We start from the raw sequence: 11,569 nt of genomic DNA on the forward strand, positions 1-11,569 counted from the left end.
GCGGCGAGACCGACATGCGAGACGATCACGGCGAAGCCACGGACGCGCCGTCCGAGGTCGACCTGCGGAGCGACACGGTCACCCGGCCGACCGAGGCGATGTACGCCCGGATGCGGTCGGCGCCCCTGGGCGACGACGGGCTCGACGCCGACCCGACCGCCCGCGCGCTGGAGGAGACCGCCGCCGCGATGCTCGGCAAGGCGGCGGCCCTGTTCGTGCCGAGCTGCACGATGGGCAACCTGCTGGCGATCCTGGCCCAGGTTCAGCGCAGCGAGCAGGTCCTGCTCGAGACCCAGGCCCACATGCTCCACACCGAGCGCGGGGCCGCCACCCTGACCGGAGCGTTCCTGGACGGGATCGCCGGGACCGACGGTGCAATGGATCTCGACCGGCTGGAGGACGCCCTCCGGCCGGGCGCGAGCCCGCTGCCGACGGCCATGATCGCGCTGGAGACCTCGCACAACGCCGCCGGCGGCACCGTGCTGCCGCCGGACCATATGGCCGCGGTGGCGGAGATCGCCCGCGCGCGCGGCATAAGGGTCCATCTCGACGGGGCCCGCCTGTTCAATGCCGCGACCCATCTCGGGGTCGCGCCGGCGGACCTCGCGGCCCACGTCGACACCGTGTCGCTGTGCCTCTCGAAGGGCCTCAGCGCCCCGGTCGGCGCCGTGCTCGCCGGCGACGGGCCGGTGATCGCGGCGGCGCGGCGCCTGCGGAAGATGATCGGCGGGACGCAGCGGCAGGTAGGCATCGTGGCCGCCGCCGGCCTCGAGGCGATCACCGTCATGGGCGCGCGTCTCGCCGAGGACCACGACCGGGCCCGGCAGCTGAGCGCCGGGCTGAACGCCCTGCCGCGCCTCGCGGCGAACCTGCCGCAGACCAACATCGTGCAGGTCGACCTCTCTCGGACCGGGCGGGACAGCGCGCGCTGGGTCGCCGATCTCGACGCGGCCGGCATCCGCACGCGCCCGCTCGGCGCGCGGCGGCTGCGGCTCGTCACGCACCGGCACATCGCGGCGGCCGACATCGACCGCGCCGTCTCGGCCTTCCGCGCCTGCCTCGACGCGGCCTGAGCCCGGTCAGGCCGCGCCCGCGATCCGGGTCTTCGCGCCGAGCATGCGGGCGAGGAGCACGACGTCGCCGGCATTGTCCGAGAGCAGGTCGGTGATGTCGCCGACCTCCAGCGCCTTCACGTGGCGGCAACGCATGCCGTAGCGGCCGGCCGTGCAGGTGCAGCGCAGCTCCGGGCCCCCCGGCCGCTCCTCCAGGCTGACGTGGTAGCGGTTGCCGGTCGAGCCGCGCATGGCGAACCGCAGGGCCGCCGGCGCGTCGGGGAAGGCCGCCAGGGCCCGGCCGCTGATCGCACCCGGCGCGCGGCGCGGCACGGCGGGGCCGCCGATTGCCCGCGCGACCGGCAGGCCGAGTACCGCCGCGAGGGCGTGGACGTCCGCGACCGCCCGCTCGCGCATCGCGGCGAGCGCGATCTCCGCGCAGGCATAGGCATCCTCGCCGGCATCGTGGTGCTCGAAGCGGATGCCGAGCCGCCGCGCGACCTTGCCGAGCCCGCAGCCCTCCGGCGCCGGGAAGACCCGGCGCGCCACCTGAACCGTGCAGAGATAGGCGAGGTCGGGGACCGGCAGGCCGGCCCGCGTCAGCCCGGCGCGCAGGACGCCGATATCGAAGCTCGCGTTATGCGCCAGGATCAGCCCCCGCCCGAGATCGCCGAGATAGGGCGCCATGACGGCGGCGAAGTCGGGCTTGTCGGCGACGTCGGCCGGCAGGATCCCGTGGACGCGGATGTTGCCCGGTGCGAAGCGCATCTCGGGCGGCCGGATCAGGTGGCTCGCGCGGCGCACCACCCGGCCGTCGGCGATCCAGGCCAGACCCACCGCGCAGGCGCTGTCACGCCGCTCGTTGGCCGTCTCGAAGTCGAGGGCCAGGACCGTCATCGAGGCTCAACCATGCCGGGTGGAAGTTCTCGGGGTGTTCCCCGAGAGGTCTAGGCCGCCCGGACTCGGGCTTCAACCCTGCGTCACTATCGCCAGCCAGTCGTCCTCCGAGACGACCCGGACGCCGTGCTTCTGCGCGTCCTTCAGTTTCGAGCCCGCACCGGGGCCGGCCACGACCAGGTCGGTCTTGGCCGAGACCGAGCCCGAGACCTTCGCGCCCAGGCGCTCGGCCACCGCCTTGGCTTCGTTGCGGGTCATCTTCTCCAGAGTGCCGGTGAAGACCACGGTCTTCCCCGCGAACGCTGAGGCCGCGGCGGCCCGCTCCATCGGCTGCACCGCGACCGCTTCGAGCAGGGCCGCCACGGCGTCGGCATTGTGCGGCTCGGAGAAGAACAGGAGCAGCGCGTCGGTCGCCACCGGGCCGATCTCCCCGTCGTCGGCGAAGACCCGGTAGGCATCGCCGGGACGCTGCGCCGCAGCCCGCGCGATCGCCGCGCGCACCGCGTCGACGTCGCCGTAATGGGCGAGGAGGTTCTCGCGCTGGACGGCGCTCAGGCGCGCCCGCTCCTTGGCCGGCGCCGCGTCGTCCTCCGGGAAGCCGAGGTCGAGGAGCCGGTCCCGGGTCGTGCCCCCGACCCGCGGCACCGCGGTGAGCTCGACCCAGTCGGGACCGGGCTGCGCCGCCGCGGCCTCGCGGATCGCCGCGATCAGCGTCGGCATGTCGGCGAAGCGCTTCGCCAGCGCCTTGGCGGTCGCCTCGCCGATCTGCGGGATGCCGAGGGCGAAGAGCAGGCGGTTCATCGGCACGGCGCGTCGCGCCTCGACGGCGGCGAGCAGGTTCCGGATCGCCTTGTCGTCCTCGTCGCCCTTCTTCTTGGCGGCCTTCTTCGGCGGCTCGGCCGTCCCCGAATCCGCGCGCCGCTCGGCCGACAGCGCCTCGCGCCGTGCCACGATGGCGGCCTTGAGTTCCTCGAAGTCGAGGCCGAACAGGTCGGCGGGCTGGCGCACGAGCCCGGCCTCGAACAGGACCTCGATATAGGTCTCGCCGAAGCCCTCGATGTCGAAGCCGTTGCGCGACACGAAGTGCTTCATCCGCTCGACGCCCTGCGCCGGGCAGATCAGCCCGCCGGTGCAGCGTCGCACCGCGTCGGGCCGGCCGGTGCGGGGATTGACGGCGCGGACGGCGCGGCTGCCGCAGGCCGGGCAGGTCTCCGGGAAGGCGTAGGGCCGCGAGTCGGCCGGGCGCTTCGTCAGGTCGACATCCATGACCTTCGGGATGACGTCGCCGGCCCGGACCACCGTCACCGTGTCGCCGACGCGGATGTCGCGGCCGTCGCGGATCGGCTCGCCGTCGGCGCCGACGCCCTTCACGTAGCCCTCGTTGTGCAGGGTGGCGTTCGACACGACGACGCCGCCGACCGTCACGGGACGGAGCTTGGCGAGCGGGTTCAGCGAGCCGGTGCGGCCGACATTGATGACGATGTCCTCGACGACCGTGGTGGCTTCCTGGGCGGCGAATTTGTGGGCGAGCGCCCAGCGGGGCGAGCGCGAGACGAAGCCCAGCCGCTTCTGGAGCGCGAGGTCGTCGACCTTGTAGACGACACCGTCGATGTCGTAGCCGAGCCCGGCCCGGTCGGCCTCGATGCCGCGGTAATGGGCGATCATCGCCTCCGTGTCGGTGAAGGTCTGGGTCCGCGGGTTCACCGGCAGGCCCCAGGCCGCGAAGCGCTCCAGCACGCCGGTCTGCGTGTCGGCGATCGGCGCCGACAGCTCGCCCCAGGCATAGGCGAAGAATCGCAGGGGCCGGGACGCGGTGATCGCGGGATCGAGCTGGCGCAGGCTGCCGGCGGCGGCGTTGCGCGGGTTGGCGAAGAGCGGCTTGCCGGCCGCCTCCTGCCGGGCGTTGATGGCAGCGAAGTCGGCGTGGGACAGGTAGACCTCCCCGCGCACCTCGCAGATCTCCGGCCAGCCGGACCCCGCGAGCACCGCCGGGATGTCCTGCACCGTGCGGGCGTTGGCCGTGACGTTCTCGCCGACCTCGCCGTCGCCGCGGGTGGCGGCGGTGTCGAGCCGGCCGTTCACGTACCGCAGCGACAGGGACAGGCCGTCGATCTTCGGCTCGGCCGTGAAGGCGAGGGGGGCGTCGTCCGGCCAGCCGAGGAAGCGGCGCACGCGCGCGACGAACTCGGCCACCTCCGCGTCGTCGAAGGCGTTGCCCAGCGAGAGCATCGGCACGGCGTGCCGCACCTTGGCGAACTTCTCCGAGGGCTTGGCGCCGACCGACGTGCTGGCGGCGCCGGTGCCGGCGAGGTCGGGGAAGCGGGCCTCGATGTCCTCCAGGCGGCGGCGCAGCCGGTCGTACTCGGCGTCCGATATCTCGGGCGCGTCCTCCTGGTAGTAGAGGCGGTCGGCCTCCAGGATCGCGTCCGACAGGCGCGCGTACTCGGCGCGCGCTTCCTCGGCGGTGAGGTCGAGATCGAGCGGTTCGGATTTCGTGACGGCCATGCCGGGGTTCTAACGCATCGGCGGCCGGCGGGGAGCCGGCCGCGTCGCGCGATCCCCGATTCCCTCACCGGCGGGCGCCGAGCAGATCGCCGCGCCCCGCCATCCGGAAGGCCGCGAAGAACGTCGCGGCGACGAGGGCGGCGACCGCCTGGAGGGGCAAGACCGGCACCAGCCAGCCCGCGACCGCGGTCCCGGCGACCGAGCCGAGATTCATGGCCGCCATGTAGACCTCGAACTGCGTGGCCGCGCCCGGGCGGCCTCGGCTCGCCGCGAGCAGGGCCGGCATCAGGGCGACGATCAGCAGCCCGGGCAGCACGCTGGTGAGCGCCAGGATCGCCGGCGCCGCGGCCCCGACGAGGCCGGCGCCGATCAGGATCCCGGCGAGCACGAAGGTGACGGCACTGCCCAGGAGCAGGGCGCGCAGCGGCGACGCCGCGCCGTCGCGGTCCGACCAGAGTCCCACCGCGACGGCGCCGGCCGTGCCGCTCACCAGGGTCAGGAAAGCCTGGAGGCGCGACAGGCTCGCGGCCTCCCAGCCCTGACGCTGGAGGAGGTCGATCGAGAACGGCAGCTCGAACAGGCCGAGCGCCGCGTCGAGGCCGAAGCACAGGGCGAGCAGCCGCAGGGCGCGCGGCCGGCGCAGGGCGATCACGGTGCGGCGCAGGAAGCGGCGGAACGGGAGGCGCCGCGGCGCCGGCCCGCGGCGCTCGAGCGACCAGATCGGGTCGGCCGGCGCCTCGCGGACCAGCAGCATCGGCAGGCTCGCGACGATCGCGGCGACGAGCAGCCAGCGGGCGCTCGCGGCGAAACCCCAGTTCGCCAGCGTCCATCCGAAGACGGCGGCGCTGAGGCTCGTTCCGGCCACGAAGCCCGCGCGGGTGCAGGCGCTGACCCGGCCGAGTTCCCGGGTGGGGACGTGGTCCATGATCATCCGGTCGCAGGCGGTATCGAGGAGCGACGCGAACAGGCTGTGGACGAGGAAGACCGGACCGAGCGCGCCGACGGCGTCGCCCCCGGCGACGAGGAGCAGCGCCAGCGTCGCGTGGCATCCGACCAGCGCGGCGATCGCGAAGGGCCGGCGCCGTCCCATCCGCGTGTCTCCGGCCCGGTCCACCCAGGGGCCCCAGAGCAGGGGCTGCAGCGTCCAGGGCAGGCCGGCCAGGGCGAAGTGCAGCCCGACCTCGGTCGCCGGGACGCCCCTGGCCGCGAGGTGGTTGGCGAGCGCCGTCAGCGAGAAACCCGCGACGAGGCCCTGGTAGACGTAGGTGGCGAAGAAGACGCCGTAGCGGACGGACCGCCGGCCGAGGCTCGGTCTGCCCAGGAGGCCGACGCGGAGATCCGCGCTGGACCGCGTCACCGCGCGCGGCGCTTCTTGCAGGAGACGGCCCGCGATCCGATGCTGCTCATGCCCGCCCCATAGGATCGTCGCCCGTGCCGTCTCGCTCTCCCGACGCTAGCGCCCCAGCTCCCGCCTCGCGAGGTGTCGCGTGAGCGCGGTGCAGGTCTGGATCGTCGACCTGGCCCTGTCTCCGAGCCAGGTCGACCGGTGCGATGCCGTCCTCGACGCCGCGGAGCGCGCGCGGGCTGACCGTTTCCTGCGCCCGGAGGATCGGGCCCGGTTCCGCGCCAGCCACGCCGCGCTGCGGCTGGTCCTCGGCGACGCGCTCGGTCTCGCGCCGGCCGACGTCGAGCTCGCCGCCGGAGCCGGCGGCAAGCCGGAGCTCGCGGGCACGGCACGGGGCGCCGCCGACTTCAACCTCTCCCATTCCGGGGCGCGCGCGCTGATCGGGCTCACCCGCGGCGCGGCGATCGGCGTCGATGTCGAGGCCGTGCGGCCGATCGCGGACGCGCTGCGGATCGCGGCGGCCCATTTCGCCGCCGACGAGGTGTCGGCCCTGGCCGGGGCCCCGCGGAGCGCGGTCGAGCGGCGCTTCTTCGGTCTGTGGACCCGCAAGGAGGCGGTGGTGAAGGCGCTCGGCAGCGGCCTGTCGCTGCCCCTCGACCGGTTCAGCGTCAGCGTTCCGCCCGAAGCGCCGCGCCTTCTCCGGGCCGCCGGCGACGCGTCCTGGAACCTGGACGGTCCGTGGAGCCTGGCCGAGGTCGACTGCGGGCGCGATCACGTCGCCACGGTGGCGTGCCGATCCGCGGAGGCGGAGATCACCTGCCACCGTCTCCCGGACGACTGGCCCGATCATCTCGGCTGAAAAGGCGCAACACCGCGCTTGCGGTGGGGGAAAGGCGCGGCTATACACCCGCTCGCCGGCCCTGGCGGACACGCGGGACGGCCTTCGGAGTGTAGCGCAGTCTGGTAGCGCACCACGTTCGGGACGTGGGGGTCGCAGGTTCAAATCCTGCCACTCCGACCAAAATTCCCGCGATCTCAAATTCAGCGAGAACAGACGGTCACCCTTCGCGAGGGACCTCGCGGACGGATGACGCGTGGCTTCGGCGATCAGCGTTCGCGGATTCCCAGGCTCTCGCGAGAGTGGCCACCTCGATCGGACCGAAGGCGTCGAGCCTTCCCGGCCGCGCTTCAGGCCGGTCCCTGGCTCTCGCCCCGCCGATCACTGCTGAGCACTGCGCGCGGAGTATCCCGAGACCGCCCCGTCGGGCCCGTCCGAGCCGCGATCCTGGGATGACGTCTCCCCGGACCCCGCCGTGCCGTGGCTCTCGCCCTGCGGGGTGAGGGGCGCCATGGGCACGCTCTCCACGAGCAGCGCGATCATCTCGGACCGGGAGTTCAGGAGAATGGCCGGCGGCTCGCCGGTGATCTGCCGCCATCGCCTGACGAAATCGCCCGCCGGCAACTCGGCGAGGGCGTCCTGTTCGGTCGCGGGGTGGTCCGTTCTGGGGGCTGCGGACTGATCCATGCGCCTCAACGGCTCGGACCACGATTCGGCCTCAGCGTCCGCCCGGGATGGTGAAGCGAGCGTTGATCCGATCGCGGAAGACGAGGCCCGCAACGGCGGACCGGCGGGCGAGGCCCCGGGGGGCTCGGTGCGTAGAGGAGCACGCGCCTCTCCCCGACGAAAGCGTGCGCGCCGGTCAGTCCCTCGGCGGGACAGAGGGAGGCGCGTCGAGGAATGGACCCTGGCGCGCGGTCGATCGGGGTGTCGTCGTCCTCGTGGCTCCTCGTCGCCCGACGCAAATTATGAGTGTAGTCAGGCGGCGAGCCGGATGCCGGTTCCGCGGACTGCGCGGGGCGCGACCATCGCCTTGTCCCGGGGCAGCAGCAGGTCGATCTGCGAGCAGTGCAGCGCCAGGACGTTCTGCTCCTCCGCCATGGCACGCGCCGCGCCGCTGAACCGGCCGTTGGTCATCACGCACGCCGTGGTCGACCCGGCGCGCTCCGCCGCCGCCGCGACGTCCGAGATCGGGAGACACGCGACGTCGCGTTCCGCCCAATGCAGGCAAACGACGACGCGCGTCCGGGCCCGGAGGAGCACGAAGTGGTCCTGATCCTGGTAATCCAGGCGCCAGCCGGCTGCCTTCAGGCACCGTAGCATCAGCCCCTCGTAATGCGCCTGCGAGGTGCTCGCGCGGTCGACGAAGGTCCACGACGCGACCTCGGCCGGTAGGATCGACGCGAATTCCGCTCTGACCAGACGCCTGAAGGCGCGGAACCGGACGACGGCCCGGAGCGGGCGCGCGATATGGGCGCGGTGCAGCCTGCCGAGTTCCCGGTCCCAGAGCGCCTCGAACGCGGCCGCGTCGCGCGCGTGGTGCTCCATCCACCGGTTCTCGATGATCAGGCGCTCGATCTGCGGTCGGATCGCGCGGCGACACCGCTCGGTGACCCGCTCCTGCAGATGCAGCCAAGCGAGCAGAAGCAGGATGGCTATCACCCACAGGGCGAGGCTCGTCGCGAACATGGCGGCGGGACTTTGCGAAATAAGGCCGATGCCGCCATTTATCCGCCTCAGGAATTAAGCGGACATTGCCGATTACATGCGTGCTGAACTGCTCAGTGCAAGTCTTTGGAGATGGTGAATTCTAAATTTATGTCCGCCCAGCTGACGCTCAGGTCCGCATGGCCACGAACATGCTCCGGCCCTGCTGGTGGTAGTAGCCGCTCTCCATCGAGCCGCGGATGTCGCGTCCCAGCATGTCGTACTGCTCGTAGACCATGTCGAAGCCGCACTCCTTGAGAAGCTGGATCAGGGCCGGCTTGGTGGGCCAGAAGGAGCGCTTGTTGCTCCACGAGGTCCATTTGTGCGCCTCGAGCTGGCTCGTGTCGTCGAGATCGTGCTCGTGCATCCAGCGACCCGGCAGACCTTCGTTCTCTGCGGGCGGCGAGAGCTGGAACAGGGCCTCGTTGGTTTCGGTCGCGAAATGCGTGTGCAGGATGACCACGTCGCGGACGCATTCGGCCATGAGGCGGATGAAGGCGGCCGGCCTGTCGAGGTGGTAGAGCAGTCCGCAGCAGAAGGCGGCGTCGAAGGGGCCGTGGGCCGCCAGGTTCCACACGTCGTCGTTGACGAAGGCGAGGTCGGGGACGCCCGTCCCATCCTTGACCCGCAGGCAGTTCTCGAAGTTGGAGCGGCGCACCTCGACACCGGTGGCGCGCATCCCGGCGCGGGCGAATTCGAGCGTGTAGCCGCCCTCGAGGCAGCCCAGATCGACGATCGACCGGCCGGCCAGCCTGTGCCCGTAGAACAGCCGGAGCGAGCGCAGGGCCGCCTGAGTCCAGGGGCTGTCGGCGATCAGCCAGCCCGCCTCCGGCAAGGTCTCGGACCCGTCCGCGAGGCGGATGTTGTGTGCCGTGAACGTCATGCCGCCTCCCCACGCCGCCCACCCGTGCCGGGCAACGCCGTGGTCCGTCTATACGGGCGGCGGCCGATCGGTTCACGCGCTTTGTCGATCCACCCGTATCGAACAACTGGCCAGAGGGTCGGCTTGCAGGCGCCGCGGTTCGCTTCAGCGGCGGCTGCGCTGGAAGAAGCGGCGGATCGGACCGACGGCGGGAACGTCCTGTCGGACCGGCTGAGGTTCGGGATACCCCGCTGCCGACACTGCCGCATCCTCCGGTTCGGCAGTCCATCCATCCTGCCAGCGCAGATGCCGGACGGTGCCCCTGGTGGCTCCGGTCCGTTGCCGGAGCGCCAGAATCTCGAGGAACCGGGTCACGCGATGGGCGAATGTGTTGCCGTCGCGAACAACCCGCGCGGCCGCCGTCGCGAGCTTCTGTCTCAACCGACCGTTGCCGTCGAGCTCGCAGTGAAGGTGAAGCGCTTCGGCGGCGTTGTTGAAGTACAGGGCAGACTCGCCGTGCGGGAAGAGGGCGGCGCAATCGCGGTTGTACTGGGAAAGGCACGGGACGCCGTGTGAAGCGGCGTCGAAGCTTCGAAAATTCGGGCCGCCATTCATGTTCTGAATGTGAAAGATGTTCAGGCAGATGCGGTATCGCGCCATGTAGTCGCGCATCTGACGTTCGCCAACGACGCTATTGACGGTGAATTTGTCGAGGAGGTGGGGGGCTGCGGTCCAGAGTTCCTTGTGCCAGCTCGGCGGCCCCTGGATCTCCAGATCGGTCGCCGCGAAGTAAGAGAGGAGTTCCAGCCGGTGCATCGATGACTGGAAATTGAAATACTCCATCGCGTTGATCGGCGAGCCGTCGGGAAGAGTCCACGCCTCGTCGATCATGAAGAACGGCGATCGCATCCGGTCGCGGAGTTCGACCCCCACCGGCATCGGGCCGCTGCGGGATCCGACAAGACCGTCCTGTGAGCGCGCCGCGTACAGCGCGACGTGATGCAGTGATCCGAGGAAGCCGATCGAGGCGGCATCCCGGTTCTGCGGCGGCCGGGGATCGAAGCCCGCGAAGGGCAGCCAGTCGGCGCGGCCAGCCTGCGGATGTTCGGCGAAGTTGCTGCACGCGACGCTCAGCAACACGCTGTCCGGGATGGTGAGGCCGGAGAAGTAGAAGGGACTGTCTACGAACCACGCCGCGTGCGGCACGCCGCGCCGCGCGAGGCTGTCATAGATCGGCGCGCACAGGCCGACAGCGTTGATGCTGAGGGCGCCGTCGATCGCGATGCCGTCGGCTTCCAAGACGGCCAGCAGGGTCTCGGCGAGTTCCTCCGACTGACTGAGGTGTGTGTAGGCGAAGTTCGCGACGATGACGTCGCATCCGGCCGCCGCGAAGGCGTCGATGAGCCCGCTGCGGCTCGCATCGAGGATGCCGAAGACATCCATCAACAACAGTGTAGCCGTCGACATTCGCTCAGGCGTCTTCTTCCGTCTGTCTGAAAATCAGGAGCCGGTCGCGGCTCGTCACGGTGAGCGGATCGTTCTGCACCACCAGGCCGGGTTTTCGATCTGTGCAGCGCGCGCCGATCTCCGGGGGCTGCAGGATCCGAAGGCGCCGGTCGCCGATCGTGACTCGCGCGTAAAGGCTAGGCGGAAAAAGGTAGGCGCGCACATGCTGGCCAATCTGAGCCGCCGTGCGGTGGAAGTCGATCTCGGTTTGCGCGTAGTCGATATCCGCCTTGCCGAAATAGGTCGCCGCCGTGTCGTCCTGAACCACGGCGACCCCCGACAGGCCGCGTTCCGCCGTGACCGCCCCGAACTTGGCCGCGTTCCGCTCGATCAGCCGTACGCCCGCCTGTTCACACAGGCTGTAGACCTCGCGATTGGAGCGGCCCTCGATCGGGAATGTTTCCTGATCGACGAGGGCGCCGGTGTCGATTCCGGCATCGATGATGTGAAGTGACACGCCGAAGGTCGGGTCGCCGTTGAGGATGGCGAGCGTGATCGGAGCCATCCCGCGGTAGCGCGGAAGCGGCGAGAAGTGGAGATTGATGAGCCGGTCCTTTCCGTGCTCGATGACATCTTTTCTCAAGATGAGCGAGAACTGAACCGACAGAAGTAGAGTGGGCTCAATCTCGAAATACGTGCGGGCGAAAGATTCGGCATTGCTGACGCCGCGGCTCTCGATACCGAGACGGTGTGCCGCTTCGCGAGCGACGTGCGCGGAAGTCTTGTCCTTCTCGGCGTAGACGTACACGATCGTGTGATCGGGTAATTCACGTCGGACGATCTCGAGCGCGTCGGCGCATATCTTATTTTTCCCGCACAGGAGAATCGACGGCGTCTTCGACATCGCTACCGTGTCA

At 70.9% G+C, this 11,569-nt stretch carries 10 protein-coding genes and 1 tRNA gene; 3 read left to right on the forward strand and 8 right to left on the reverse strand.

Annotated elements, in window-relative coordinates; genetic code table 11:
- The first annotated feature begins 14 nt into the window (after positions 1–14).
- Complete coding sequence (locus tag ACLBYE_RS03375) at positions 15–1,073, forward strand: GntG family PLP-dependent aldolase (RefSeq protein ID WP_447693039.1); 1,059 nt, start codon at positions 15–17, stop codon at positions 1,071–1,073.
- A gap of 6 nt (positions 1,074–1,079) precedes the next feature.
- Here the strand turns inward: ACLBYE_RS03375 and ACLBYE_RS03380 are convergent, their stop codons facing one another.
- The 3 genes from ACLBYE_RS03380 to ACLBYE_RS03390 form a co-directional block, all read right to left on the reverse strand.
- Positions 1,080–1,949: a 3'-5' exonuclease gene (locus ACLBYE_RS03380; protein ID WP_447693040.1), complete on the reverse strand. Its 870-nt coding sequence runs from the start codon at positions 1,947–1,949 to the stop codon at positions 1,080–1,082.
- 72 nt (positions 1,950–2,021) lie between these two features.
- Positions 2,022–4,454 carry an NAD-dependent DNA ligase LigA gene (ligA, locus tag ACLBYE_RS03385; RefSeq protein ID WP_447693041.1) on the reverse strand — a complete coding sequence of 811 codons (2,433 nt, stop codon included), beginning with the start codon at positions 4,452–4,454 and terminating at the stop codon, positions 2,022–2,024.
- Between the two features lie 64 nt (positions 4,455–4,518).
- A complete protein-coding gene (locus ACLBYE_RS03390) occupies positions 4,519–5,811 on the reverse strand; it encodes an MFS transporter (RefSeq protein ID WP_447693042.1) in 1,293 nt (430 codons plus the stop codon).
- Between the two features lie 130 nt (positions 5,812–5,941).
- On the opposite strand from ACLBYE_RS03390, the gene ACLBYE_RS03395 reads away from it, so the two are divergent.
- Positions 5,942–6,658 (forward strand): 4'-phosphopantetheinyl transferase family protein, encoded by a 717-nt coding sequence (locus ACLBYE_RS03395; RefSeq protein WP_447693043.1) that lies wholly within the window; start codon positions 5,942–5,944, stop codon positions 6,656–6,658.
- An 85-nt stretch (positions 6,659–6,743) separates the two neighbouring features.
- Positions 6,744–6,820, forward strand: a tRNA-Pro gene (locus ACLBYE_RS03400).
- A gap of 198 nt (positions 6,821–7,018) precedes the next feature.
- On the opposite strand, the gene ACLBYE_RS03405 is transcribed toward ACLBYE_RS03400, so the two are convergent.
- The 5 genes from ACLBYE_RS03405 to ACLBYE_RS03425 all read right to left on the reverse strand — a co-directional run bounded on the left by ACLBYE_RS03405 (position 7,019) and on the right by ACLBYE_RS03425 (position 11,556).
- The gene (locus ACLBYE_RS03405) at positions 7,019–7,324 is read right to left on the reverse strand and encodes a hypothetical protein (RefSeq protein ID WP_447693044.1); all 306 of its coding nucleotides are present in this window, start codon (positions 7,322–7,324) and stop codon (positions 7,019–7,021) included.
- 291 nt (positions 7,325–7,615) lie between these two features.
- Positions 7,616–8,326, reverse strand: coding sequence for a restriction endonuclease (locus ACLBYE_RS03410; protein WP_447693045.1), 711 nt, complete (start codon positions 8,324–8,326; stop codon positions 7,616–7,618).
- A 148-nt stretch (positions 8,327–8,474) separates the two neighbouring features.
- Complete coding sequence (locus tag ACLBYE_RS03415) at positions 8,475–9,227, reverse strand: class I SAM-dependent methyltransferase (protein WP_447693046.1); 753 nt, start codon at positions 9,225–9,227, stop codon at positions 8,475–8,477.
- Positions 9,228–9,371: 144 nt separating this feature from the next.
- A complete protein-coding gene (locus ACLBYE_RS03420) occupies positions 9,372–10,673 on the reverse strand; it encodes a glycosyltransferase family protein (protein ID WP_447693047.1) in 1,302 nt (433 codons plus the stop codon).
- A 4-nt stretch (positions 10,674–10,677) separates the two neighbouring features.
- Positions 10,678–11,556 carry a methionyl-tRNA formyltransferase gene (locus tag ACLBYE_RS03425; protein ID WP_447693048.1) on the reverse strand — a complete coding sequence of 293 codons (879 nt, stop codon included), beginning with the start codon at positions 11,554–11,556 and terminating at the stop codon, positions 10,678–10,680.
- Positions 11,557–11,569: the final 13 nt, after the last annotated feature.

Source organism: Methylobacterium sp. A52T, from assembly GCF_053346095.1.